This is a genomic window from Curtobacterium sp. L1-20 (genome assembly GCF_048755855.1).
GTDB lineage: Bacteria > Actinomycetota > Actinomycetes > Actinomycetales > Microbacteriaceae > Curtobacterium.
On sequence record NZ_CP151473.1, the window covers coordinates 2,686,474 to 2,710,379 of the forward strand.

General features: G+C 72.6%; 23 protein-coding genes. 11 read left to right on the forward strand and 12 right to left on the reverse strand.

The window, feature by feature from the left end; all coding sequences use genetic code 11:
• The first annotated feature begins 29 nt into the window (after nucleotides 1-29).
• Nucleotides 30-1,694, forward strand: coding sequence for an ABC-F family ATP-binding cassette domain-containing protein (locus AAEP86_RS14145; protein ID WP_420367948.1), 1,665 nt, complete (start codon nucleotides 30-32; stop codon nucleotides 1,692-1,694).
• On the opposite strand, the gene AAEP86_RS14150 is transcribed toward AAEP86_RS14145, so the two are convergent.
• Nucleotides 1,681-2,214, reverse strand: coding sequence for a gluconokinase (locus tag AAEP86_RS14150; protein WP_420367949.1), 534 nt, complete (start codon nucleotides 2,212-2,214; stop codon nucleotides 1,681-1,683). The genes AAEP86_RS14145 and AAEP86_RS14150 overlap by 14 nt on opposite strands.
• Nucleotides 2,211-3,746, reverse strand: a complete 1,536-nt coding sequence (locus AAEP86_RS14155; RefSeq protein WP_420367950.1) for a GntP family permease — start codon at nucleotides 3,744-3,746, stop codon at nucleotides 2,211-2,213. The genes AAEP86_RS14150 and AAEP86_RS14155 overlap by 4 nt, the downstream gene beginning before the upstream one ends.
• A gap of 205 nt (nucleotides 3,747-3,951) precedes the next feature.
• Between AAEP86_RS14155 and AAEP86_RS14160 the strand changes: the two genes are divergently transcribed.
• On the forward strand, nucleotides 3,952-4,650 hold the full coding sequence (locus tag AAEP86_RS14160) for a FadR/GntR family transcriptional regulator (RefSeq protein ID WP_420367951.1): 699 nt from the start codon (nucleotides 3,952-3,954) through the stop codon (nucleotides 4,648-4,650).
• Nucleotides 4,651-4,903: 253 nt separating this feature from the next.
• Here AAEP86_RS14160 and AAEP86_RS14165 read toward each other — a convergent pair whose 3' ends face one another.
• The 5 genes from AAEP86_RS14165 to AAEP86_RS14185 are packed head-to-tail and all read right to left on the reverse strand — an operon-like array spanning nucleotide 4,904 to nucleotide 8,308.
• Entirely contained in the window at nucleotides 4,904-5,506 is a 603-nt protein-coding gene (locus tag AAEP86_RS14165; RefSeq protein ID WP_420367952.1) for a GNAT family N-acetyltransferase, read from the reverse strand.
• Nucleotides 5,507-5,515: 9 nt separating this feature from the next.
• Complete coding sequence (locus AAEP86_RS14170) at nucleotides 5,516-6,211, reverse strand: uracil-DNA glycosylase (protein WP_420367953.1); 696 nt, start codon at nucleotides 6,209-6,211, stop codon at nucleotides 5,516-5,518.
• Between the two features lie 11 nt (nucleotides 6,212-6,222).
• The gene (locus tag AAEP86_RS14175) at nucleotides 6,223-6,942 is read right to left on the reverse strand and encodes a Type 1 glutamine amidotransferase-like domain-containing protein (protein ID WP_420367954.1); all 720 of its coding nucleotides are present in this window, start codon (nucleotides 6,940-6,942) and stop codon (nucleotides 6,223-6,225) included.
• Entirely contained in the window at nucleotides 6,939-7,472 is a 534-nt protein-coding gene (locus AAEP86_RS14180) for a phosphoribosyltransferase (RefSeq protein WP_420367955.1), read from the reverse strand. The genes AAEP86_RS14175 and AAEP86_RS14180 overlap by 4 nt, the downstream gene beginning before the upstream one ends.
• A gap of 59 nt (nucleotides 7,473-7,531) precedes the next feature.
• Nucleotides 7,532-8,308 (reverse strand): SDR family oxidoreductase, encoded by a 777-nt coding sequence (locus tag AAEP86_RS14185; protein ID WP_420367956.1) that lies wholly within the window; start codon nucleotides 8,306-8,308, stop codon nucleotides 7,532-7,534.
• Nucleotides 8,309-8,420: 112 nt separating this feature from the next.
• Here AAEP86_RS14185 and AAEP86_RS14190 point away from each other — a divergent pair, with 112 nt between their 5' ends.
• The 6 genes from AAEP86_RS14190 to AAEP86_RS14215 all read left to right on the forward strand — a co-directional run bounded on the left by AAEP86_RS14190 (nucleotide 8,421) and on the right by AAEP86_RS14215 (nucleotide 16,113).
• On the forward strand, nucleotides 8,421-9,509 hold the full coding sequence (locus AAEP86_RS14190) for an acyltransferase family protein (protein WP_420367957.1): 1,089 nt from the start codon (nucleotides 8,421-8,423) through the stop codon (nucleotides 9,507-9,509).
• 183 nt (nucleotides 9,510-9,692) lie between these two features.
• Nucleotides 9,693-11,024: a bifunctional o-acetylhomoserine/o-acetylserine sulfhydrylase gene (locus AAEP86_RS14195; RefSeq protein ID WP_420367958.1), complete on the forward strand. Its 1,332-nt coding sequence runs from the start codon at nucleotides 9,693-9,695 to the stop codon at nucleotides 11,022-11,024.
• 369 nt (nucleotides 11,025-11,393) lie between these two features.
• Nucleotides 11,394-12,638, forward strand: a complete 1,245-nt coding sequence (metX, locus tag AAEP86_RS14200; protein WP_420367959.1) for a homoserine O-acetyltransferase MetX — start codon at nucleotides 11,394-11,396, stop codon at nucleotides 12,636-12,638.
• A 202-nt stretch (nucleotides 12,639-12,840) separates the two neighbouring features.
• A complete protein-coding gene (locus tag AAEP86_RS14205) occupies nucleotides 12,841-13,998 on the forward strand; it encodes a sensor histidine kinase (RefSeq protein ID WP_420367960.1) in 1,158 nt (385 codons plus the stop codon).
• Complete coding sequence (locus tag AAEP86_RS14210; protein WP_420367961.1) at nucleotides 13,995-15,326, forward strand: hypothetical protein; 1,332 nt, start codon at nucleotides 13,995-13,997, stop codon at nucleotides 15,324-15,326. The genes AAEP86_RS14205 and AAEP86_RS14210 overlap by 4 nt, the downstream gene beginning before the upstream one ends.
• 115 nt (nucleotides 15,327-15,441) lie before the next feature.
• The gene (locus AAEP86_RS14215) at nucleotides 15,442-16,113 is read left to right on the forward strand and encodes a response regulator (RefSeq protein WP_071293030.1); all 672 of its coding nucleotides are present in this window, start codon (nucleotides 15,442-15,444) and stop codon (nucleotides 16,111-16,113) included.
• A 621-nt stretch (nucleotides 16,114-16,734) separates the two neighbouring features.
• Here AAEP86_RS14215 and AAEP86_RS14220 read toward each other — a convergent pair.
• The 4 genes from AAEP86_RS14220 to AAEP86_RS14235 form a co-directional block, all read right to left on the reverse strand.
• Nucleotides 16,735-18,000 carry an MFS transporter gene (locus AAEP86_RS14220; RefSeq protein WP_420367962.1) on the reverse strand — a complete coding sequence of 422 codons (1,266 nt, stop codon included), beginning with the start codon at nucleotides 17,998-18,000 and terminating at the stop codon, nucleotides 16,735-16,737.
• Between the two features lie 260 nt (nucleotides 18,001-18,260).
• On the reverse strand, nucleotides 18,261-18,440 hold the full coding sequence (locus AAEP86_RS14225; RefSeq protein WP_420367963.1) for a hypothetical protein: 180 nt from the start codon (nucleotides 18,438-18,440) through the stop codon (nucleotides 18,261-18,263).
• A gap of 136 nt (nucleotides 18,441-18,576) precedes the next feature.
• Nucleotides 18,577-18,885, reverse strand: a complete 309-nt coding sequence (locus tag AAEP86_RS14230; RefSeq protein WP_420367964.1) for a thiamine-binding protein — start codon at nucleotides 18,883-18,885, stop codon at nucleotides 18,577-18,579.
• Nucleotides 18,882-20,183: a hypothetical protein gene (locus tag AAEP86_RS14235; protein ID WP_420367965.1), complete on the reverse strand. Its 1,302-nt coding sequence runs from the start codon at nucleotides 20,181-20,183 to the stop codon at nucleotides 18,882-18,884. The genes AAEP86_RS14230 and AAEP86_RS14235 overlap by 4 nt, the downstream gene beginning before the upstream one ends.
• A gap of 83 nt (nucleotides 20,184-20,266) precedes the next feature.
• On the opposite strand from AAEP86_RS14235, the gene AAEP86_RS14240 reads away from it, so the two are divergent.
• Nucleotides 20,267-20,977, forward strand: a complete 711-nt coding sequence (locus tag AAEP86_RS14240; RefSeq protein ID WP_420367966.1) for a YceI family protein — start codon at nucleotides 20,267-20,269, stop codon at nucleotides 20,975-20,977.
• A gap of 160 nt (nucleotides 20,978-21,137) precedes the next feature.
• On the opposite strand, the gene AAEP86_RS14245 is transcribed toward AAEP86_RS14240, so the two are convergent.
• Nucleotides 21,138-21,998 (reverse strand): ADP-dependent NAD(P)H-hydrate dehydratase, encoded by an 861-nt coding sequence (locus tag AAEP86_RS14245; protein WP_420367967.1) that lies wholly within the window; start codon nucleotides 21,996-21,998, stop codon nucleotides 21,138-21,140.
• Nucleotides 21,999-22,022: 24 nt separating this feature from the next.
• On the opposite strand from AAEP86_RS14245, the gene AAEP86_RS14250 reads away from it, so the two are divergent.
• Both AAEP86_RS14250 and AAEP86_RS14255 read left to right on the forward strand, forming a co-directional pair.
• Nucleotides 22,023-22,661 carry an HAD-IA family hydrolase gene (locus AAEP86_RS14250; RefSeq protein ID WP_420367968.1) on the forward strand — a complete coding sequence of 213 codons (639 nt, stop codon included), beginning with the start codon at nucleotides 22,023-22,025 and terminating at the stop codon, nucleotides 22,659-22,661.
• 9 nt (nucleotides 22,662-22,670) lie between these two features.
• Entirely contained in the window at nucleotides 22,671-23,753 is a 1,083-nt protein-coding gene (locus AAEP86_RS14255; RefSeq protein ID WP_420367969.1) for an NADH:flavin oxidoreductase/NADH oxidase, read from the forward strand.
• The last annotated feature ends 153 nt before the right edge of the window (nucleotides 23,754-23,906 follow it).

Sequence of the window (23,906 nt, forward strand, 5' to 3'; positions counted from 1 at the left end):
CGGCGCCCCCGGCGTGGGACGATGGGCGGATGACCGCCACGCTCGTCGCCAAGGGCCTCGCCGGCGGGTACGCCGCTCGCACGCTGTTCGACTCCCTCGACCTCACCGTCGCACCGGGTGACGTGATCGGCGTCGTCGGGGTGAACGGCGCCGGCAAGTCCACCCTGCTCCGGCTGCTCGCCGGGGTGGACGAACCACTGGCCGGCACCGTGTCCCTCGCCCCGACGGACGCCTTCGTCGGCTGGCTGCCGCAGGAGCACGAGCGCATCGCGGGTGAGTCGGTCGCCGCGTACATCGGTCGTCGGACCGGCTGCGCCGATGCCACCGCCGCGATGGACACCGCTGCCGCCGCCCTCGGCGAACCGGGAGCCGGGGACGCCGCCGGTGACGTCTACTCGGTGGCGCTGGACCGGTGGCTGGCATCGGGTGCCGCCGACCTCGACGAGCGCATCCCCGTCGTGCTCGCCGATCTCGGGCTCGCCATCGGCACGGACGACGACGGCGTCGGACCCGAGTCGCTCATGACGTCCCTGTCCGGCGGCCAGGCCGCACGCGTCGGCCTCGCGGCCCTCCTGCTGTCACGGTTCGACGTGGTCCTGCTCGACGAGCCGACGAACGACCTCGACCTCGACGGCCTCGACCGGCTCGAGGGGTTCGTCCGCGGTCTGCGCGGTGGGGTCGTGCTCGTCAGCCACGACCGCGAGTTCCTGGCACGCTCGGTGACCGCCGTCCTCGAACTCGACCTCGCGCAGTCCTCCAACCGACTGTTCGGCGGCGGCTACGACGCCTACCTCGAGGAACGCGAGATCGCCCGGCAGCACAAGCGTGACGCGTACGACGAGTTCGCCGCGACGAAGGCGGACCTCGTCGCACGCGCCCGCACGCAGCGGGAGTGGTCGAGCCAAGGCGTGCGCAACGCCATGAAGAAGGCGCCGGACAACGACAAGATCCGCCGCAAGGCCGCGAGCGAGTCGAGCGAGAAGCAGGCGCAGAAGGTGCGGCAGATGGAGTCCCGCATCGCTCGGCTCGACGAGGTCGACGAACCGCGCAAGGAGTGGCAGCTCGAGTTCACGATCGGCAGCGCACCGCGGTCCTCCGCCGTGGTCGCGACGCTGGCCGACGCCACGTTCACCCAGGGTGACTTCACGCTCGGGCCGGTGTCCCTGCAGGTCGACGGCGGCGACCGGATCGGGATCACGGGTCCGAACGGCGCCGGCAAGTCCACCCTCCTGCGGGCACTGCTCGGCACGCAGGCCCCCACGACCGGCACGGCGTCGCTCGGATCGAGCGTCGCGGTCGGCGAGATCGACCAGGCACGAGCGGCGTTCACCGGCGACCGGCCACTCGCCGACGCGTTCGAGGCCGTCGTGCCCGAGTACACGACCGCCGACGTCCGCACCCTCCTCGCGAAGTTCGGGCTCAAGGCGGACCACGTCGGCCGACCGGCGGGAGCGCTGTCGCCCGGCGAGCGCACCCGCGCGGGCCTCGCACTGCTGCAGGCCCGGGGCGTGAACGTCCTCGTGCTCGACGAACCGACGAACCACCTCGACCTGGCGGCGATCGAGCAGCTCGAGCAGGCGTTGGACTCCTACGACGGCACCCTCCTGCTCGTCACCCACGACCGACGGATGCTCGAGACGGTCCGCCTCGACCGCCAGTGGCACGTCGAGGCAGGGCGCGTCACCGAGCGGTAGCCGGTCCGAGCGCGAGCCGCGCGACGACCTCGGCGCTCTCCTCCTGCGGGGTGCGGTCCGCCGCGATCGTCACGTGCGCCTCGTCCGCCTGGGGCGGCTCGAGGGTCGCGAGCTGCGAGGCCAGGAGCGACGTCGGCATGAAGTGCCCCGACCGCTGGGTCATCCGGTCCTCGATGAGTGCGCCGTCCCCGGCGACGTGCACGAACACCACGCCGGGCGCACGCAGCACGTCCCGGTACGACCGCTTGAGCGCCGAGCACGTCACGACGCCGGGGGTGCCGGCGTCGAGGTGCGCACGGATCCAGGTGGCGATGACGTCGAGCCACGGCCAGCGGTCCTCGTCGGTCAGCGGCGTGCCGGCGTGCATCTTGTCGACGTTGGCCTGCGGGTGCATCGTGTCGCCCTCGGCGAAGTCCCACCCGAGCTGCTCGGCGACCATCGCGGCCACGGTCGACTTCCCCGACCCGGAGACGCCCATCACGACGAGGACGCGGGCGTCGAGCTGATCCGTGCCGCTCATCGGATGAAGATCCCGGCGATGAGGACCCCGGCGAGCCCGAAGACCGAGATCAGGCACTCGAGCACCGTCCACGTCTTGAAGGTCTGCCCGACCGTGGTGTTGAGGTAGCCCTTCACCAGCCAGAACCCGGCGTCGTTGACGTGCGACAGGAAGACGGACCCGGCGCCGATCGCGAGGACCAGCAGCGAGGTCACCGGCGACGACAGGTCGTGCGCGATGGGTGCCATGATGCCCGCCGCGGTGACGGTCGCGACCGTGGCCGAACCGGTGGCCACGCGGACGAGTGCCGAGACGACCCAGGCCACGAGGAGCACCGAGATGCCGGAGTCCTTCACGGCGTCGGCGATGACCCCGCCGATCCCGGTGTCGATGAGCACCTGCTTGAACCCACCGCCGGCGCCGACGATGAGCAGCACGCCCGCGACCGGCGGGAGTGCGCTCTCGAGGGACCTCGAGACGGCCGCCCGGTCCATGCCGCCGCCGATCGCGAAGAAGACCATCGCGTAGACCGCCGCGATGCCGATCGCGATCATCGGCGAGCCGAGGAAGTCGAGCAGGCTGACCCAGGAGCCGGAAGCGTCGGGCACCGTCGCCTCGCGGACCGCCTGGGCGAGCATGAGCACGACGGGCAGGAGGATGCCGACGAGCGCGACCGCGAACGACGGGCTGCGCGGTTCGCTGATGACGCGGGTGAAGTCGCTCTTGCCGTGGGGCAGGGAGGCGGTGTCCTGCGTGGCGGAGCCACGCCGTGCCTCCCGGCCCTCGTGCGCGGGGTCCTGCGGACCGGAGCCGCTGCCGCCGCGCGAGCCGAAGAGGTCCGGCGCGGGGATGTCGACCCAGCGCGCCGCGAAGCGGGCGAAGACCGGCCCGGCCAGGACGATGACGGGGACGGCGAGCACGATGCCGAAGGCGAGGGTGGTGCCGAGGTTCGCCCCGACCGTGGAGATCGCGACGAGCGGGCCGGGGTGCGGCGGCACGAACGCGTGCATGGTCGACAGACCGACCAGGGCGGGTACGGCGATCTTCATGATCGGGACGTCGCTGCGCTTCGCGACGAGGACGATGATCGGGATGAGCAGCACCAGGCCGACCTCGAAGAACATCGGCAGGCCGATGAGCGCACCGATGAGGGCCATCGTCCACGGCAGGGCCGCCGCCGAGGACTTCCGGACGAGGGTGTCGACCACGCGGTCGGCGGCACCGGAGTCGACGAGCATCTTGCCGAACATCGAGCCGAGTCCGACCAGGATGCCGACGCTCGTCATCGTCGCCCCGAAGCCGTTCCCGAAGCTCGTCACCGCGGCGTCCGGGGCGAGGCCCGCCCCGATGCCGACGCCGAGCGCGCCGATCGTCAGGGCGATGAACGGGTGCACCTTGAGCCAGGTGATCAGGACGATGATCACCACGATGCCGATGAGGGCCGCGACGACGAGCTGGGCCACGGGTCCGGACGGGTCGACCGTCTCGGTCGTACCGCCGCCGGCCGCGAGGACCGGAGCCGCGTGGGTCGTCGCGTGGAGAGCGTGAGGCATCGGTGCCCCTTCCTGGAGCCGCTGCCGCGCGGCTCCGTCGCCTTGGTGTCGAGAGCGGCCGGCGCCGAGCGCGCCGACCGGTAATAATCTGATTAATCAGATCATATGACGATCCGCCGCGCGGCATCCGCCCTCCCCGGCAGTCTGCCGATTCGATGGGGAGCACGTCACGGCGACCGCGTGACGCGTACTGCATGGAGGAACGATGCCGACCGGACGCGGACTGCACGCCCACGTGCTCGACACGGTCGGACGACGGATCGTCGACGGCCAGCTCACCCCGGGCACCGTCCTGCGACCGGAGCTCGTCGCGGACGAGTTCGGCGTGTCGCGGTCGGTCGTCCGCGAGGCGCTGCGGGTCCTCCAGTCGCTCGGGCTGGTCGAACCGCGGCAGCGCGTCGGAACACAGGTGCTCGGCATCGGCTCGTGGGAACTCCTCGCTCCGACGGTCATCCGGTGGCGCGGCAGTTCACCGTCCTACTTCGCCCAGCAGCGGGAACTGCTCGAACTGCGGCTCGGCGTCGAGCCCGTCGCCGCCTCGCTCGCCGCCGGCACCCCGGGCGCGTCCGCAGTGCTCGACGCGGCGCAGGCGATGCTCGACGCCTGTGGACGTCAGGACAGCCGCGCCTACCTCGAGGCCGACGTGCGGTTCCACCGCGCGCTGCTCGAGGCCTCGGGCAACGCGGTCTTCGCGCACTTCGCCGGCACCGTCGAGGCGCTGCTGCGGACCCGCACGTCCGAGTCGCGGGACACGATCACCCGCTGGACGCTGGACGCGGCAGCTCGGCACGAGGCGGTCGGGCGGGCGCTCGTCGCCGGGGACGGTGCCGCGGCGGCGGCAGCGGCCGGCGAACTGGTGCGGGTGACGCGGGACGAGTTCATCGCCGAGGCGCCGTCCGCCTGACGGGCGGTCCGCGCCGCCGGCGCGAGCGGGCAGGACGGCCCGTTCGGCGCGTGGGATCGAGGGGGCCCGGAGACGGACGGGAGGCGCGGGGCGGGGACGACCCGCGCCTCCCGTCCGGCGCCGCGTGCGTCCGCACCCCGGCGCCAGCGGGCAGGACGCGCCGCGTGCGCCACGCCGAGCGGGCGGGAACGCCCGTCCCTGACGACGAGCGTGGAACACGGCCGGCTCGGCGCAGGCAGGCGGACAGGTGCGCCTAGCGGCGCGCGAAGAGCCTCGGCCCGCGCAGCCGCAGCCGCATGGTGACCGTCCCGAGCCAGCGGTCGTACTTGTAGCCGACCTTGCCCATCCGGCCGACCTCCTCGAAGCCGAGCCGTTCGTGCAGGCGGATCGACGCCTCGGCCTGCCGGTCGGCGATGACCGCGACGACCTCGCGCACCCCGGCCGAGCGGCACTCGTCGAGGAGCGCCTCCATCAGGGCGCGCCCGAGCCCCTTGCCGCCGGACGCCGCGCCGAGGTAGATCGAGTCCTCGACCACCCGGTTCGAGCGGTCCCGCGGGTTCCAGGCGTCGACGAGCGCGTACCCGAGCACCTGCCCGGACGGGTTCACGGCGACCAGGAACGGCAGCTTGCGCTTCCGGATGTCGTCGTACCGGCGCTTCCACGCGGCGAAGGTGAAGGCCGACGGGTCGAAGGTCACCGAGGAGTTGCGGACGTAGTGCGTGTGGATCTCGCGGACGTCGGGCAGGTCCCCGGGCTCGGCGGCGCGGATCGTGTAGGTGAACGCGGCCTCCGCCGGCACCGGTGCACGGAGGTGTCGCGGCAGGACCCGCCGACGCTGGTATTCCTCCTCGAGCACGGTCCGAGCCTATGCCGCGGGCGGCTGCGTCGGGAGTGCCCAGTCCACGGGGTCGGCCCCCTGCTCGACGAGCAGCTCGTTCACCTGCGAGAACGGGCGGCTGCCGAAGAACCCGCGCGAGGCGCTGAGCGGGCTCGGGTGTGCGGACGCCACCACCGGGGTGTCGCCGAGGAGCGGTCGCACGGACGCGGCCTGCGCGCCCCAGAGCACCGCGACCAGGGGGGTCCGGCGCTCGACGAGTGCCCGGACGGCCTGTTCGGTGACCGCCTCCCAGCCCTTCCCGCGGTGGCTGCCCGCGTCGCCGGCGCGGACGGTGAGCACGCGGTTGAGCAGCAGGACACCCTGCGCCGACCACGGTCGCAGGTCCCCGTGCACCGGCGGCGTCACGCCGAGGTCGGACTCGAGCTCCTTGTACACGTTCGCCAGGCTGCGCGGGACCGGCCGCACGTGCGGGTCGACGGCGAAGGACAGCCCGATCGGGTGCCCCGGTGTCGGGTACGGGTCCTGCCCGACGACGAGCACCTTCACCTCGTCGAACGGGTCCGCGAAGGCACGGAGCACGTGGTTCCCCGCCGGCAGGTAGGGCCGGCCGGCCGCGACCTCGTCGCGGAGCCAGGACCCCATCCGGTGGACGTCGTCCTCGACGGGGGCGAGCGCCCGGGCCCACCCCGGGTCGACCAGGTCGGCGAGCGGGCGCGGCTGCACGGTCGTCGGTCCTACGCGCCCATGGTGGCGACGGACACCGACTCGTCGCCGGCGACGACCCGCCAGACGCTGCCGGTGCCGCGGACCTCGAGTGCACCCTCGCCCACGACGAGCGTCGTGTCCTCGTCGATCGCCAGACCCGCGGTGACGAACTCGGCCTCGGCGCTCGCGACGAGTCGGGCCAGCGTGCCGGCCTGCACGGCGTGCACGTCGATCGTCAGGTCGACGAGTCCGAGGCCCTCGCGGAGCTCGACCTCGTCCAGCCCCTCGGACGCGTCCTCGGGGCAGACCTCGACGCCGCCGATGCGCCATCCGCCGACGAGCGCACGGTCGGCGGCGATCATCGCGCCGGCGGAGTACCCGAGGTAGGGCAGGCCGTCGGAGACGAGCAGACGGATCTGGTCGACGAGCGGGGCGACGGCGGCGAGGTAGTCCGGCGTGACGCCGCCGGCGACCACGAGGGCGTCGACGTCGCTCAGGACGGTGGTGCTGAACTCCTGCCCCGGGGCGATCTCGGTCACGAGCACCTCGGCCTGACGAGCGCCGCCGAGCACCTCGGCGATGTCCGCGGTCGCACCCGGGCTCGAGCCGGAGGGGCCGGCGACGGAGAGCAGGCCGACACGGGGCACGGTCCGGCCGACGGCGGCGGAGCGTGCCGTGGCCTCGGCGAGGAAGGGCGCGGCGGCGTCCGAGGCGGCGAAGGGTCCGCCGCCGACGAGGTGGATGCTCACGACTCGGCCGTCACCGGGGCCAGCGCGCTCCACGGGAAGGTGATCCACCCGTCGACGCGGCGCCAGACGTGGTCGGGCTCGAGCACGGTGCCGGGCTTCGAGTAGAGGCAGGCGCTGCGGACGTCGCCACCGGCGTTCTTGATGATGTCCACCACCAGGCGGAGCGTCCGGCCGGAGTCGGACACGTCGTCCACGACGAGCACGCGCTTGCCGGCGAGGCTCGGCGCGTCGAGCGCGGGCGAGAGGATGACGGGCTCCTCGAGGCGCTGCTCGACGTCGGTGTAGAACTCGACGTTGATCGAGCCGCACTCCTTGGTGCCGAGGGCGTAGGCCACGGCGCCGGCGATGATGAGCCCGCCGCGGGCGACCGCCACGACGACCTCGGGCTCGAAGCCGGAGGACAGGACGTCCTTGGCGAGCAGGCGGGCGGCGTCGCCGAACTCCAGCCAACCGAGGACCTCGGGCCCGCTCGTCACGGTCACGGTCGAGGAAGCCTGGGCGGATGACCCGGAGTCGCTGCTGATCGGCATCCGACCACGGTACCGGCACCGGGGCCGCGCCCGCGACCCGCGGGTACCGCCGGGCGTGCTCAGCCCTTCGGTGTCAGGGTCCCGCGGGCGAGCTTGTGCTGGGCGGACTGCGCCACCGGACGGACGGTCACGAGGTCGAGGTTCACGTGCGCCGGCAGTTCGACCGCGTGCACGATCGCCTCGGCGACGTCCTCGGCGAGGAGCGGGCCGGGCACGCCGTCGTACACGGCAGCCGCCTTCTCCGCGTCGCCGCGGAAGCGGGTGAGCGCGAACTCGTCGGTCTTCACGAGCCCCGGTGCGATCTCGACGACCCGGAGCGGTTCGCCGTTCAGCTCGAGCCGCAGGGCGCCGACCAGGGCGTGCTCAGCGAACTTGGCGGCGTTGTACCCGCCGCCGTTCTCGTACGCCACGTGTCCGGCCGTGCTCGTCACGGTGACGATGTCGGCCGTGCCGGCGGTCGCGGCGCGTCGGCGCAGGTGCGGGAGCATCGCGGCGACGACCCGCTTCGTGCCGATGACGTTCACCTCGAACATCGCGCGCCAGTCCTCGACGTCGGACTCCTCGACGCTCGCGGACCCGAGCGCACCGCCGGCGTTGTTGACGAGGACGTCGGCACCGCCGAGCTCCTCGACCCGGGCGGCGAGCGCCGCCACGTCGTCGGCGGCCGTGATGTCGGTCACCAGGACGTCGGCCCCGGTCTCCGCCGCGAGCGCCTGGAGCTTCGACGCACGACGGGCGACGGCGAGGACGTCCCACCCGCGGGAGCGGAACAGCCGGACGGTCGCCGCCCCGATGCCCGAGCTCGCTCCGGTGACGACTGCGCGACGAGATGCCATGTGGGATTCCTCCGGGGTGTTCGGACGGGACGGACGGACCGACGGCGCTGTGCGGCGGCCGCTCCCCACCGTACCGATCCGACGAGGTCACGATCCGGTAACGTGACCGGGGATGACGACGGATGCCGCCCCACCCGCGCCCTCGGCGCCCGCCACCGGACTCGAGCCGGGTCCCGCGAAGCGTCGTATCCCGATGTGGGACACGGCGCGGTTCCTCGCGGTCACCCTCGTGGTGATCGGGCACGCGATCCAGCGCCAGACGACGGCGAGCGAGCACGCCCTCGCGCTCTACACCTTCATCTACGCGTTCCACATGCCGGCGTTCGGCGTGATCAGCGGGTACTTCTCCTCCGCGGACACCCCGACGGCGAAGCGCATGCGGCGCACGATCACCGACATCGTCGTGCCGTACATCATCATGCAGACGATCTGGACCGTGGTGCAGGGCCTGGCCGAGGGCGGCAAGAAGTTCAACCCGACCCAGCCGACCTGGACGCTCTGGTTCCTGCTGGCCCTGGGGATCTTCAAGCTGATCCTGCCGTACCTCGCGCAGCTCCGGTGGCCGCTGTTCTGGGCGGTCGTGTTCAGCATCGGCGTCGGCTACTTCGACAACGTCGACTCGACCCTCTCCCTCTCGCGGGCGATCAGCCTGCTGCCGTTCTTCCTGCTCGGCTGGCAGGTGAAGCAGTGGGGGCTGTTCGACCGCTGGTACGACGCGCCACGGCGGACGGTGGTCCGGTTGCGCATCGCCGCGGCCGCGGTCTTCGCCGCCTGGGCGGTCGCGTGCGCGATCTGGATCCCGCAGTTCAAGGAGTTCGACCTGCACCACTGGTTCTTCTACGACGACTCGTACTCGGGGCTCGGCGAGGACGCGTGGTGGGCAGGCGGCGTGCGCTTCGGGCTCATGCTCCTCGCGGCGCTGCTGACGGCCTCGTTCCTGCTGCTGGTCCCCCGCCGGAACGTCTGGATCACGCAGTTCGGCGCGGCGACGATGTACGTCTACCTGCTCCACACGTTCCTGCTCTACCCGGTGCGCGAGTCCGGCATCCTGTCGGGCGCGCACTCGGCGTGGCCGTACGTGCTGCTCATGGTCGGTTTCGCCTGCGCGGTGGCCCTCTTCCTGGCGCAGCCGTTCGTCCGGCGCGGGATGCGCTGGCTGCTCGAACCGAAGGTCGACTGGCTCTTCCGCCGCGATCACTGACGCCGCTGCGCGGTCGGTCCGGAAGCGCGCCCCACCTCGGCCGCGCACGTTACGTCGCGAGGCGGGTGCGCTGGTCCCGGCGCGACCACCTGCGTACCGTGACACCCGACGCACCGCCGCGCCGTGCCTCCAGGCCGACCGCGAGGCGACCCGACGACCGACCGCACCCGACAGGAGCACGACATGAGCACGAACGACGCCGCCGCCTGGCGGTTCGAGACGACGCAGATCCACGCCGGAGCGCAGCCGGACCCGACCACGGGTGCCCGCGCGACCCCGATCTACAAGACGACGTCGTACGTCTTCGAGAACTCGGACCACGCTCGTGACCTGTTCGCCCTGGCGCAGCCGGGCAACATCTACTCGCGCATCATGAACCCGACGAACGACGTCGTGGAGCAGCGCATCGCGGCGCTCGAGGGCGGCTCCGGGGCGCTCCTCGTGTCGAGCGGTCAAGCGGCCGAGACCTACGCCGTGCTCAACATCGCCGGTGCGGGCGACCACATCGTGTCCTCGTCGTCGATCTACGGCGGCACGTACAACCTCTTCAAGTACACGCTCGCCAAGCTCGGCATCGAGACCACCTTCGTCGAGGACCAGGACGACCCCGAGGAGTGGCGTCGGGCCGTCCGACCGAACACGAAGCTGTTCTTCGCGGAGACCATCGGCAACCCGCGGATCAACGTGCTCGACATCCGCGCGGTGTCCGACATCGCACACGACGCCGGCGTGCCCCTGATCGTCGACAACACGATCGCGACGCCGTACCTCATCCGTCCGTTCGAGCACGGCGCCGACATCGTCGTGCACTCCGCGACGAAGTTCCTCGGCGGCCACGGCACGGTCATCGGCGGGGTCATCGTCGACGGCGGGACGTTCGCGTGGTCGGACCACGCCGAGCGCTTCCCGGAGTTCAACACCCCGGACCCCTCGTACCACGGGGCCGTGTTCGCGCAGGCCGTCGGCAACGCGCTCGCGTACATCGTCAAGGCACGCGTGCAGCTGCTCCGCGACCTTGGTGCCTCGAACTCCCCCGACACCGCGTTCGCGCTGCTGCAGGGCATCGAGACGCTGTCGCTGCGCATCGAACGGCACGTGTCGAACGCGCAGGAGATCGCCGAGTGGCTCGACCGGCACCCGGACGTGGCGTCGGTGTCCTACGCGGGCCTGCCGACCTCGCCCTGGTACGCGGCCGCGAACACGTACGCGCCGCGGGGCGTCGGTGCCGTGCTGTCGTTCGAGCTGAAGGGCGGCGTGCCGGCGGGCAAGGCCTTCGTCGACAACCTGCAGCTCTTCTCGCACCTCGCGAACATCGGCGACGTGCGGTCCCTCGTCATCCACCCGGCGTCGACCACGCACTCGCAGCTCACGCCCGAGCAGCAGCTGACCACCGGGGTGACGCCGGGGCTGGTGCGGCTGTCGGTCGGGATCGAGAACATCGAGGACCTGAAGGCCGACCTCGAGGCCGGGCTCGCCGCCGCCCGTGCGGTGTCGCAGGAGGGGTTGCGCGCGTAGGGGTCGCTGGCGCTTGCCGACTCGGAACGACATGGTCGCTGTCGTACGACAACGACCATGTCGTTCGTTGCGTCCGCGCACTGTCGCACGCGCGCACGAGCGACACCCCCGGCGTCGTACGACAACGGCTGTGTCGTTCGTTGCGTCCGCGCACTGTCGCACACGCGCACGAGCGACATCCCCGACGTCGTTCGACAACGGGGATGTCGTCCCCCTGCGGCGACACCCACCGGCGTCGTCCGACCATCGCCCGTGCGACCCGACCGACGGCCGCGAGACGGACCCGACCACGCGCCACGGACCCGACCGCACGCCCGACGTGACGTAACACGACGGCCGCGAGCCGCGCCTCCCGGCAGACTGGACCCGATGGACTGGCAGACGACCCCCGAGGACTCCGTGCCGTCCACCCTCGTGCCCGGCACCGAACTCGGCACGCTCGGCAAGCCCCCGGTCACCGGGGCGTGGCGTCCCGGTGACCACCCCGGGGCCCGGCACTTCGCGAGCCTCGGCGAGCAGTGGGTGCGCGGCGGACGCATCCCGTCCGTGCGCGTCGCCTACGAGACGTGGGGCGAGCTGAACGCCGCGCGGGACAACGCCGTCCTCGTCCTCCACGCGCTCACCGGCGACTCGCACGTCCAGGGGCCGCCCGGGCCGGGCCACCGGACCGCCGGCTGGTGGGGCGACGTCGTCGGTCCCAGCCGGGCGATCGACACCGACCGGTGGTTCGTCGTCGCGCCGAACATGCTCGGCGGCTGCCAGGGCACGACCGGTCCGTCGTCCGTGTCGCCCGACGGCGTCGAGTGGGGCTCGCGCTTCCCGTTCGTCACCGTCCGCGACCAGGTGGCCGTGCAGGCCCAGCTCGCCGACCGGCTCGGCATCGACACCTTCGCCGCGGTCGTCGGCGGCTCCATGGGCGGCATGCACGCGCTCGAGTTCGCGATCACGCACCCGGCCCGCGTGGCCCGGCTGGCCGTGCTCGCGTCGACCGCGCAGACGACCGCCGACCAGATCGCCGCGAACTCCCTGCAGCGCGCCGCCGTCCACATGGACCCGGCCTTCGCCGGCGGCGACTACTACGAGGCCGACCCCGGGGAGGGACCGCACCGCGGACTCGCCCTCGCGCGACGGATGGCGCTCATGACCTACCGCGCCCCGGACGAGCTGAACGGCCGCTTCGCCCGGTCGTGGCAGAGCGACGTCTCCCCCCTCGGCGACGACGGCCGGTTCTCGGTCGAGAGCTACCTCGACTTCCACGGGAACAAGTTCACCCGACGGTTCGACGCGTCCTCGTACGTCACGTTGACCCACGCGATGGACTCGCACGACGTCGGTGCCGGACGCGGCGGCGTCGACGCGGCGCTCGGCTCGGTGACGGCGCGGACCCTGGTGGTCGGCGTGTCGAGCGACCGCCTGTTCCCGGTCGAGGACCAGCACCGGATCGCGGCCGGGGTGCCGAACACGCTCGACGGCGACCGTGCGGCCGTGATCGACAGCGAGTTCGGGCACGACGGGTTCCTGATCGAGCACGAGGCGGTCGGAGCACACCTGGGACGACTCCTCGACGCCGAGCCGGGGGCCGCCGCGGACGCCGTCCCCGGACACGCGCAGTAACGATCCCGGAACCATCCGGACGGCCCCGCGCGCCGAACACCCCCCAACGGGTGGCGCGCGTGGAATGATGGCGTCGAGGCCCGGGACTGACCGGGGCTCGGTTTCCCTGCACGGCCGCTCCCTGCACGACGGTTCCCAGCACGACCGGCGCGCACCGAGCTCCACTGCACCACCAGTCTCCCCGTCACCAACCAGGACATCGATGGACTTCATCGCACAGGAACGCGACCGCTTGCTGCGGTCGACCACCCGTGTCGTCGGCATCGTGTGCGCGCTCGTCTCCGTCATCGGGATCATCTCGGCGCTCGCGGTACCCGTCGTCCCCCTGATCGGTGCCCTGGCCTGCATCGCGGTCATGATCGGCGCGCTGCTGGTCTTCGGCTGGAACAACGCGGTCTGGTGCACCGCCCTCGTGCTGGCCTCCGGCCTGGGCGCCCTGGCACTGCTCTTCCTCGGCGTCGACGACGCCGTCCGCCCGGTCATCGCCTCGGCGGTCGTGCCGCTCGCCGCGGGCAGCCTCTCCGCCCCGCTCATGGCGCAACGCGGGCACCCGGTCGGCCTCGGTCTGACGATCGTCACCGGCGGGATCGTCATCGTCGCGGTCACCTGGGCGAGCGGCAGCATCCTCGCGGGTCCCGTGACCGGCGCCATCCTCGGCTGGGTCCTCATCGCCGTGGTGACGATCTGGATCTCGCGGAGCATCCCCCGGGTCGCGCGGCGCATCTACAGCATCGGCACCGCGCACCGCGCCGAGCGGCAGGCCAGCGAGACTGAGGCGCAGCGACGCCAGGGCGCGCGGCTCCTGCACGACACCGTCCTCGCCACCCTCACGCTGCTGGCCCACTCCGGCGTCGGCGTCTCCGAGCAGGCGATGCGCGAACAGGCCGCCGAGGACGCCCGCCTCCTCCGCCACCTGCGGCTCGGCGCGACCCCGCAGCCGCAGCAGTCGGGCGACTACTCGCTCACCCGCGAAGAGGAATCGCCCCTCGGGCAGACCCTCGAGTCGGTCAAGCAGCGCTTCGGCCGGATGGGCCTCGAGGTCAGCTGGCACGGCACCGGTCAGGTCCTGCTGCCGACCCACGTGCTCGACGCGTTCCTCCTGGCGCTCGGCGAGTGCCTCGAGAACGTCCGTCGGCACGCCGGCGTCGGCGAGGCCCACGTCACGATCGTCCACGACAACGAGATGGTCCGCGCGATGGTCACCGACTCCGGTGTCGGCTTCGAGCTCGGCGAGGTGAGCGCGGAACGCCTCGGCTTCAAGGAGAGCGTCGTGAACCGCCTCCGCGAGGTCGGCGGCGACGCCAAGCTGTTCTCCGCGCCGGGTTCCGGCACCACCGTCGTCCTGGAGGCGCCCCGATGAGCCGCATCCCCGAGGACACCATCAGCCGCGGCCTCCCCGGCGAGACCGTCCAGCCCGCCCCGCGCACCCGCCGGGAGGCGCGGGAGCGGTACCGGGGCAGCGAACGTCGACAGGCCCGCGGTCTCCCCTCCACCTCCACCGGTGCGCGGTCGCTGCGGCAGGCCGCCAAGCCGGGAGCGTCGCTCGGAGCCGGCTACCTCGGGCTCGGCGCCGCGGTGCTCACCGGCATCGAAGCGGTCGCCGGCATCGTCTTCTTCCTGATCCGCTGGGACGACTTCACGAACCCGTGGCTGCCGGCAGCGGCGTGGGCGCTCTACCTCGTCGCCGCGGTCGGCGTCGGGCTGAGCCTGCTGAGCTACGGCGAGCGGCTGACAGGGCTGGCCTTCGGGCTCATCTGCGTGGTGCTCGCCTGCGTCGTGACCCTGGACTTCGTCGGCATCTGGCCAGAGCACGACCTCTCGCACACGGCCTCTGCGTCGGTCGCTGCCGGGTTCGCGTTGCTGCCCGTCGCCACGCTGCGGCCTGCCCGCGAGGTCGCAGCCGCGATCGCCGTCCTCGGCGTCGCCTTCATCGGCATGGCGATCGCATCGACTCCGATCACGAGCGACACGATGCCCGGTCTGGTCTCGGTGCTCTCCCTCGTGGTCGTCCCGCCGTCCATCGCGATCTTCGTGGTGCAGCGCTTCCGGCAGCTCGTGCAGCGCGAACTCGACCGTGTCCTCGTGCAGAGCAACGTGCAGGCGCCGCAGTTCGCCGTCGGGATGCTCGCGTCCGACGAGCTCGCCCGACTCGACCTGGCCGCCGAGAAGCTCCTCGACGCCGTCGCGAACGGCAACGACCCGTTGCCGCTGTCCGACGCGTCGGCGTCGGTGGCCGCCTCGCTCGCCACCGAGCTCCGCCTCCACCTCATCGAGGGCCGCCGCGAGACGTGGCTGTACCACGCCATCACGGAGTCCGACAACCTCGGTCGGTCCGTGAGCGTCGCCGATCCGCAGTCACTCGCCGGGCACCTCTCCCCCGCCCAGCGGGACGGGTTGCTGCAGGCGCTCTGGCAGATGGTCGGTGTCGGCAACGACGCTCGCACGACCACCGCCGGGTCGCCCGTCGTGTCGGTGACGCTCGGTCCCGTCGGCTCGGACGGCCACCCGGTGACCGACGAGACCATGGACGTCCCCATCGTGTTCGAGTCGCGCGGCGTCCCGCGTCGTCGGCTCGGCCCCACCGCCTGGAGCGCCCTCCAGCGGATCGGTCCGTACACCGACACCGTGCGGGACGGCGTGCTCCACGTCGTCGCGCACTGCGTCGTCGACCGACATCCGTCGATGTAGTCGTCGCACGGAACCGGCTGGCCCGAAACTGCCGGACACCCTGACCAGCCTGCCCGTGTCACGTGGTCCGTCCGCCTAGGATCTGCCACGACTGCCCCGTAGAAAGGACGCCAGAATGGCGACTCCAGAGGAACCGATCCGACTCGCACTCGTCGACGACCACAGGATGCTCCTCGGAGCGCTGACGGAGTGGATCCGCAACGCCGCCGACGACATCACCCTCGTCGCGGCCGTCACGACCTGGCCGGAGCTGCTCACCAGCCCGGCGTTCCCGGTCGACGTGGTGCTGCTCGACCTCGACCTCAAGGACTCCATCCCGGTCTCGCTGAAGATCTCGACGCTCAAGACCGCCGGTGTGAAGACCGTCGTGATGAGCACGTACTCCGAGCCGAACGTCGTGCGCGAGGCCCTCGCCTCCGGCGCCCTCGGCTACCTCGTCAAGAGCGAGGACGCCGAGATGATCGTCGAGGCGATCCGGTCGGCCCAGCGCGGTGAGCAGTACGTCTCGGCGGAGCTCGACCTGGCGATCAACAGCGGCGACGTCGGCGGTGTCCCGAAGCTCAGCGCGCAGGAGCGCCGCGTCATGGCGCTCTACGGCGGTGGCGAGCCCGTGAAGAGCGTGGCGTACCAGCTCGGCATCTCCGAGGAGACCGCGAAGAGCTACCTCAAGCGCATCCGCGAGAAGTACCGCGTCGCCGGGTTCGACGTCGGCACGAAGGTCGCGCTCCGGAAGCGTGCGATCACCGACGGCATCATCGTGCAGGACGGCAGCCCCGTCGGGCTGTAGCTGCGCTGCGCGCGCTGAAGAGGTCGGGTCCCGCCACGGGACCCGACCTCTTGTGCTCGCGGTGGGCGGCGGGCGATGGCGGCGGTTGGTGGCCGTTGGGGACTGCGTCCGGGAGGCGCGGTGCCAGCCTGCACCGTGCCTCCCGTCCGGCAGGCGGTGGCTTCACGGGCGGCCGGGCCACCTGGCCCAGCCGCCCGTGGCCGCGTTCTGGCCCGCCCCAACCCGTTCTGTCCCGTCCCAACCCGTACTGGCCAGTCCTGGCCCGTCTTGGCCCGTCCCGGGCCGGTCCTGGGCGTCCCGGGATGGACCGGGTCGGCCCGGGGTCAGCCCGGGTCAGTGCGCGAAAGCGACAGGTGCAGGGAAGGCGGCTCGCCCCGTGCCGCCGAAGCGACAGGATCACGCGGAGTTCCTGCGGCACACTGTCGCTTTCGCGGTCAGAGGCGGTCCGCGCCGGCGCGAGCAGGTCGGGGTCGGTCCGGTCCCCCGCTGCGGCCGGACCGGTGCGCGAAAGCGACAGGCACGCGCGATGTCCCCACGTTCGTGCCGCCAAGGCGACAACGTCACGGGGAACTCCCGCGGCAGACTGTCGCTTTCGCGGCCAGGGCCAGGGCCAGGGCCACCTCAGGCGATCGGTACCGGTGAGGTGATCGGGCCGGTGCTCGGCGACGGCGACCGCAGCGCCGCTCGACGGCTGCTCCGCCGCTCGGCGCCGTAGCTGATCGACGTCATGCCGACCCCGAGCAGCGCGAGGACGATGCCGAGCCACCCCGGAGCGACGAAGCCGAACCCCGCGGCGATGACGGCGCCGCCCAGTGCCGCGCCGATGGAGTTGCCGATGTTGAAGGCAGAGTGGTTCAGCGCCGCCGCGATCGTGCGGGCGTCACCGGCGACGTCCATCAGCCGGGACTGCACGGCCGGCGGGATCGCGGACGAGGTCGCGCCGAGCAGGTACGCGCCGAGGAACACGCCCCAGACCCACTGGGCGGTGAGCACGGTCACGAGCAGGGCGGCGATGAGCGCGCACAGACCGAAGTAGATGGTCCGCTTGACGCTGCGGTCGGCGAGGTGGCCGCCGAGGATGCCGCCGACGACCATGCCGATGCCCACGACGACGAGCACGAGTGGCACGAAGGACTCCGACAGGCCGGTGACGTTCTGCACGAGCGGCGAGATGTACGAGTAGACCGCGAAGAATCCGCCGAAGCCGACGGCGCCGAGGCCCATCACCATCCACACCTGCGGCACGCGGAACGCCCGGAGCTCCCGGCCGATCGTGGCGTGCTCGTCGCGCGGACTGCGCGGGACGAACGCCAGGACGGCGAGGAACGTCAGGGCGAAGAGCACGGCCACCACGCCGTACGCGATGCGCCAGCTCGCGACCTGTCCCACCCAGGTGATCGACGGGACGCCGACGACGTTGGCGACCGACAGGCCGAGCAGCACCATCGCGATGCCCTTGCCGCGCTTGCCGGGCCCCATGATGTCGCCGGCGACGATCGACGCGATGCCGAAGTACGCGCCGTGCGGCAGCCCGGCGACGAAGCGCGCGACGAGGACGAGCCCGAACGACGGCAGGACGGCGCTGGCGACCGTTGCCAGGACGAACCCGACGAGCAGGACGAGGATGAGGCCCTTGCGCGGGAACTTCGCCGACATCGCAGCGATGGTCGGCGCACCCACCACGACGCCGAGCGCGTACGCGCTGACGAGCCAGCCGGCGTGGGCGATCCCCGCGTCCGGGTCGACGCCGTACTGGTGCGGCAGCAGCGCGGCGGCGATGTTCGGCAGGAGGCCCATCGCGACGAACTCGGTCGAACCGATGGCGAAGCCACCGAGGGCGAGCGCGATGAGCGCGAGGGCGCGGCGCGCAGGCGTCAACTGGGTCATGGAGCCTGTTCTCGAAACGGGAGCTGGAGGAGTTCCGGACGTCGGCGCATCGGCCGGACCGTCGGGACGCTTGGTTCACGATCCCGGCCTCGGGCCGCGGCACGGTGCACGACAGCTGCCGCGAGCGACGGGAGGGCGGCCCGGGTTCAGCGTCGAACGGGGACGACCGGCCACGTCACGCAGCCGGTCTCAGCAGTGTAGACCGCTCCAAACCCCGAGCGGAACCCGTCCGACGAATCGATTCGACCGCCCCGGCCGTGTCAGGCTGCGCGGCGCTCGGTCTGCTCGGTCGGCGCGCCGACCAGCTCGGGGAGCTCGTCGCGGTGGACCCACCCGGAGCCGCACTCGGTGCAGCTCGCCCAGGCGTGGTCGCCCTGCTCGTCCGTGTCGATGACGACCGTCCGCAGGTCGCAGTCGGGGCACCAGCCGTCGTGCATCATCACGCGCTCCTCGTCGTGTCGGATCGGATCCGGAACCGCTCACCACGGCTCCGATGGGCACCATGAGACACCCGACCACCGACATCGACGGGACCCCTCCGGCGTGTCGCTCGCCTCCGGAGCGACCGCACAGCGCCTAGTCGCCGAGGGCCGCCTCGAGCCGCTCGAGCTTGCCGTCGATCTCACCCGTGTGGCCCGGTCGGATGTCGGCCTTGAGCACCAGCGACACGCGTGTGCCGTAGGCGCCGACCGCTTCGGTGGCGCGCTTCACGACGTCCATGACCTCGTCCCAGTCGCCCTCGACCTCGGTGAACATCGAGGACGTCCGGTTCGGCAGCCCGCTCTCGCGCACCACCCGGACGGCGGCCGCGACGGCGTCGTGCACGGACCCGTCCGACGTTGCGGAGGGACCACCGGACGGGGCGACGGAGAACGCGACGATCATGTCCCCATCCTGCCCCGCTCGGGCCGTGCCGGCACCCCGGGTGCCACGGACGGCGCGCCACCCGGACGCGACGACCGCCGGGCGAGCCGCACGAGGGCGACGACACTCCACACCAGGACGGCGATCTCGAGGGCGTTCCGCACCGTCAGGACGACGAGCACCCACGGCTGCACGGTGAGCACCTGGTCGTAGAACCCCGGGTAGACGACCTGGGTGAGGAGCGCCATCGGGAGCGCCGCGACCGCGATCGGCACGAAGCGCCGCGCGCTCGGTCGACCGGCGACGAGCCCCCACACGACCGGCACGGCGAACCACCCGATGTACTGCGGCGAGCCGACCTTGTTCGTGGCGACGAGTGCGGCCACGAACAGCAGTGCGAGGAGCGGCGCCACCTCGGTGCGGTGCGCACCACGGCGGACGGCCCACATCGCCAGGACCGTCCCGGCGACGACGACCAGGGCCATCAGCGGCGTGGAGACGGCCGCGGCGGCGTGGGTGCCGGCGCCGGACACCTCGAACGTCAGGATCTGCTGGTCGTAGTAGACGGCCGCACCCGGCACGCCGAGGGCCGCTGCCCACATGAACGGCGTCGCGAGGGGCGCCTCGATCTGCAGCGCCCGTCCGGTCTGCTGGCCGACGAAGGAGAACAGGTGGGGCGCTCCCCCGTAGAGCACGTCGACGAGGACGACGAGCGCCGTGAGCACGAGGGCGCCGGCGAGCACACCACGGCGGTGTCCCCGCCGCAGGAGCAGGAGCACGCCGACGAGCGCGGCGGGCCACACCTTCGTCCAGGCGCCCGCGGTGAACAGCGCGGACGCGACGGCGGGACGCGTCGCGACGAAGGCGACGCCGACCAGCGCGAGCACCGTCGCGACCGTGTCGATGCGTCCGAGGCCGATCGGTCCGAGCGCGAGCAGGAACGCCAGCCACCACCACACGACCCGGACGCCGAGCGGTCGGAACCGCCACAGGAACGCGCAGGCGACCGCGTCGAGCACGACCACCAGCACGAGCCACCCGGTGCCGATCGACCCGACGCCGCCGAGCGCGGCGGCCGCCATCGGCACGATGGCGAGGATCGGGTACACCCAGTCGGCGTCGATGCCGACCCAGAAGTGCGCGAGGTGCCCGGTCTCGATCCACCGTTTGTACGTGATCGTCACGTCGCCGAGCGGCAGGTTCGCCGAGACCGTGGTCAACCACCAGAGCAGGGCGTGCACGCCGACGAACGCCACGACGAAGCCGACCGGCTCCGGCCACCGCGAGCGTCGCTCCGCCGTCCGCACCGTCCTCTGCACCGGACGAGCGTAGCGGGGTCCTCCCCCGGAACGATCCGAGGAGTCCCAGCCTCCCCAGAGCATGACGTGTCACCGTCGTCCTCGTGACCTCCGAGACCCCGCGCAAGCGCCGCAAGGCCGTCATCTGGATCTCCGTCGCCGCCGCCGTCGTCGTGCTCGGCGTCGTCGCGGCGGTGGTCGGCACCAACGTCTACACGAGCAGCGAGAACGCGAAGGCGTCCGCGGCTCCGTCCGTCGCCGCGAGCCGGGCGCCGTCCACCCTCGACACCGCCGACCTGTCCGGCGCGTGGACGGTCGGCGGCGACTCCGAGGCCGGGTACCGCGTCCACGAGGTCCTCAACGGCTCCGACGTCGAGGTCACCGGGCGGACCGACCGCGTCAGCGGCAGCGCCACCGTCGACGGGAGCGCGATCACGAAGGCGACCATCACCGTCCAGATCGCCGACATCGCGACCGACTCGAAGCAACGCGACTCGTACTTCCGCGACTCGGCGATGGACGCCGCGGCCTTCCCCACGGCCACGTTCGAACTGACCGGCCCGGTCGCCGACGCGGTGCCGAGCGGCTCGGGGACGACCTCGGTGGAGGCCTCCGGCAACCTCACCCTGCACGGCGTGACGAAGCCCGTGACGGCGAAGCTGCAGGTCGGGCTGAACGGCGACGGCGTCGACGTCTCGGGGTCGATCCCGATCACGTTCTCGGACTTCGGCGTGCAGGCACCGAACCTCGGCTTCGTGCAGGTCGACGACTCCGGAGCCGTGGAGTTCCTCGTGCACGCCACCCCCGCCTCGTAGCCGCCACGCGGAGCGGCCCGCCGCCCGTCGCGACCACCCGTCGGACTGGAGGCGCGGTGCGGCGCCGCCTCGCGCCTCCAGTGCGTCCCGTGGTGCGTCCGCCCCTCGTGCTCGGGTCGCACGACGCACACGCACCGAACGGTGGCCCGAGCCCCTGCGCCTACCCGCGCGCGTCGCCCGTCACGACGAGGTCCCGCACCACACCCGGCAGCTCCGCGATCAGCGCCGTCATCGTGAACGGCCCGCCCCCCGACGCCCGACGGGCGGCGATCCCGTGGACCACCGCGGCCGACGCGGCCAGGTGCGCCAGGTCCGACGGCGTCAGCGACGTCCCTGCCGCCTCGGCAGCGCCCTGCCGCGCCGCCACGAGCGCCCCCAGCACACCGCCGAGCACGTCCCCGGCGCCGGCCGCCGCCAGCCACGGCGTCGCCGACGAGGCCACGAGCCGCACCGCCCCGTCGGGGGTCGCCACGTGCGTCGCCGAGCCCTTGAGGAGCACCACGCTGCCGGTCTGCTCCGCCGCCCGGACGGCCGCGGCGGCCGGGTCCTGCTCGATCGCGTCCCGCGACACCCGCAGCACGCCGGCGAGCTCCCCGGCGTGCGGGGTGAGCACGGCGAGCGGCCCGAGCTCGACCAGCGGGATCGCCCCGGCGTCCACCACGACCGGGACGCCGTCGTCCGAGGCGTGCCGGAAGCCGTCCGCCGTCACGTCGTCGAGCTCGTCGAGCGAGGACGCCGAGATCCCGGACCCGACGAGCCAGGCCTGCACCCGGCCGACGCCGGAGACCACCTCGGGTCGTCGGGCGAGCACGTGGTCCGACGCGCGTGCGGGTCCGACGTACCGGACCATGCCGACGCCGGTGTGCACGGCCGCGTCGACGCCCATCACGGCCGCGCCGGGGTACTGGTCGGAGCCGGTCGCGACGCCGAGGACACCCCGGCGGTACTTCGTGGACTCGCCGTGCGGGGCGGTCGTCCAGGCGGCGGCGTCGGTCGGGGCGAAGGGGACGAAGTCGTTCACGACCGCCACGTTACGGTGGAGCGCATGAGCCTGTTCCTGCCCGGTCGCGTGGTGGTCTTCGACTACGGCGAGGTGATCAGCCGGACGCCGCACGCGTCTCGCGACCTGCTCGTCGAGGCCACCGGGGTGCCCGCCGACGAACTGTTCCCGGTCTACGACGAACTGCGGCACGACCTCGACCGCGGCGACCTCTCCGTCGTCGACTACTGGCGCGCGATCGGCGAACGGACCGGCCGGACCTGGAGCGTGACGGACATCCACCGCTTCTGGGCCGTCGACTTCACCGGGTGGTTCGACGTCGAGCCGGCCACGCTGGCGATCGTCGAGGAGCTGCACGACGCCGGCACCCGGCTCGCCCTCCTCTCGAACGCGGGCTTCGACTTCGGCGACCCGTACCGCCGCTCCCCGATGGGCTCGCTGTTCGAGACCGTCGTCGTCAGCGCCGAGGAGCACGTCCTCAAGCCCGCTCCGTCCATCTACCGCGACACCTGTGCGCGTTTGGGAATCGAGCCTGGTCAGATGGTGTTCGTGGACAACAGGGCCGAGAACGCCGCCGGCGCGGGAGCGATCGGGGCGGTCGGCCACCACTACACGTCGCCGGACGGTCTGCGGACGTTCCTCACGGAGCTGGCCGAGCAGCCCGCACCGGCGCCCGTCCCCTGAGGAGCCCGCGTGACGCACGCCTTGTTCGACCCGATCACCATCCGCGACCTGACCGTCCGCAACCGCATCTGGGTGTCCCCGATGTGCCAGTACTCGGTCGAGGACGAGGACGGCGTCGCGACGCCGTGGCACCTCGTGCACCTCGGCGGGTTCGCGAAGGGTGGCGCCGGCGCGGTCGTCGTCGAGGCCACCGGCGTGGTGCCGGAGGGGCGCATCACCCCGCAGGACCTCGGCCTCTGGAACGACGAGCAGCGTGACGCCTTCCGGCCGATCGTCGACTTCGTCCACGCGCAGGGTGCCGCCGCCGGCGTCCAGCTCGCGCACGCCGGCCGCAAGGCATCGACGTTCCGCACCTGGGCCGAGTCCCGCGGCTCCGTCCCCGCGGACCAGGGCGGCTGGACCACCGTCGCACCCTCCGCCGTGGCGTTCGACGGCTACGCCGAGCCGCGCGAGCTCGCCACCGAGGACATCCGGGTCGTCGCGCTGGCCTTCGCGGCAGCAGCCCGTCGTGCGGTCGAGGCCGGCTTCGACCTCGTCGAGATCCACGCCGCGCACGGGTACCTGCTCCACCAGTTCCTGTCCCCGCTGAGCAACCACCGCACCGACTCCTACGGCGGCCCGCTCGAGAACCGCGCCCGCGCCCTCCTCGAGGTCGTCGACGCCGTCCGTGCCGAGGTCGGCGAGGGCTTCCCCGTGGTCGTCCGGTTCTCGGCGACGGACTGGGTCGACGGCGGGCTGACGCTCGAGGAGACCACGCAGGTCGCCCGCTGGGCCGCCGAGCACGGCGCCGACCTCGCGGACGTGTCGACCGGCGGCAACGTCGCCAGCGCGCCGATCCCGGTGGGGCCCGGCTACCAGGTGCCGCACGCCGCCGCGATCAAGCGGGACGCCGGCATCGGGACCATCGCCGTCGGCATGATCTCCGAGGCGTTCCAGGCCGAGCAGATCGTCGCCACCGGGCAGGCGGACGTCGTGATGATCGGCCGCGAGTTCCTGCGCGACCCGGCGTTCCCGCTCCGTGCCGCCGCCGAGCTCGGCGTGAGCGTCGACTACGAGCCGCAGCAGTACCACCGCGCGCGCGTCACGGCGTAGGCCGGTCCGCGCGACGCGGGTCGCGCCTCCCGGCCGGTCACCCGGCCGTCCCGGAGGCGCGACCCGCTTCCTGTACGGATCCTCGGCCTGGCCGCGCGCCAGGCAGTACGATTGATCCCACTGTGGACGATCCTCCGAATCCTTCTCCGCCCC

Excerpts from the sequence above, each read along its gene's own strand:
- AAEP86_RS14220 (WP_420367962.1), bottom strand. The coding sequence starts at position 18,000 with ATGACCCAGTTGACGCCTGCGCGCCGCGCCCTCGCGCTCATCGCGCTC.
- AAEP86_RS14230 (WP_420367964.1), bottom strand. The coding sequence starts at position 18,885 with ATGATCGTCGCGTTCTCCGTCGCCCCGTCCGGTGGTCCCTCCGCAACG.
- AAEP86_RS14160 (WP_420367951.1), top strand. The coding sequence starts at position 3,952 with ATGCCGACCGGACGCGGACTGCACGCCCACGTGCTCGACACGGTCGGA.
- AAEP86_RS14190 (WP_420367957.1), top strand. The coding sequence starts at position 8,421 with ATGACGACGGATGCCGCCCCACCCGCGCCCTCGGCGCCCGCCACCGGA.
- AAEP86_RS14210 (WP_420367961.1), top strand. The coding sequence starts at position 13,995 with ATGAGCCGCATCCCCGAGGACACCATCAGCCGCGGCCTCCCCGGCGAG.
- AAEP86_RS14155 (WP_420367950.1), bottom strand. The coding sequence starts at position 3,746 with ATGCCTCACGCTCTCCACGCGACGACCCACGCGGCTCCGGTCCTCGCG.
- AAEP86_RS14205 (WP_420367960.1), top strand. The coding sequence starts at position 12,841 with ATGGACTTCATCGCACAGGAACGCGACCGCTTGCTGCGGTCGACCACC.
- AAEP86_RS14185 (WP_420367956.1), bottom strand. The coding sequence starts at position 8,308 with ATGGCATCTCGTCGCGCAGTCGTCACCGGAGCGAGCTCGGGCATCGGG.
- AAEP86_RS14180 (WP_420367955.1), bottom strand. The coding sequence starts at position 7,472 with ATGCCGATCAGCAGCGACTCCGGGTCATCCGCCCAGGCTTCCTCGACC.
- AAEP86_RS14215 (WP_071293030.1), top strand. The coding sequence starts at position 15,442 with ATGGCGACTCCAGAGGAACCGATCCGACTCGCACTCGTCGACGACCAC.
- metX (WP_420367959.1), top strand. The coding sequence starts at position 11,394 with ATGGACTGGCAGACGACCCCCGAGGACTCCGTGCCGTCCACCCTCGTG.
- AAEP86_RS14225 (WP_420367963.1), bottom strand. The coding sequence starts at position 18,440 with ATGATGCACGACGGCTGGTGCCCCGACTGCGACCTGCGGACGGTCGTC.
- AAEP86_RS14150 (WP_420367949.1), bottom strand. The coding sequence starts at position 2,214 with ATGAGCGGCACGGATCAGCTCGACGCCCGCGTCCTCGTCGTGATGGGC.
- AAEP86_RS14195 (WP_420367958.1), top strand. The coding sequence starts at position 9,693 with ATGAGCACGAACGACGCCGCCGCCTGGCGGTTCGAGACGACGCAGATC.
- AAEP86_RS14145 (WP_420367948.1), top strand. The coding sequence starts at position 30 with ATGACCGCCACGCTCGTCGCCAAGGGCCTCGCCGGCGGGTACGCCGCT.
- AAEP86_RS14250 (WP_420367968.1), top strand. The coding sequence starts at position 22,023 with ATGAGCCTGTTCCTGCCCGGTCGCGTGGTGGTCTTCGACTACGGCGAG.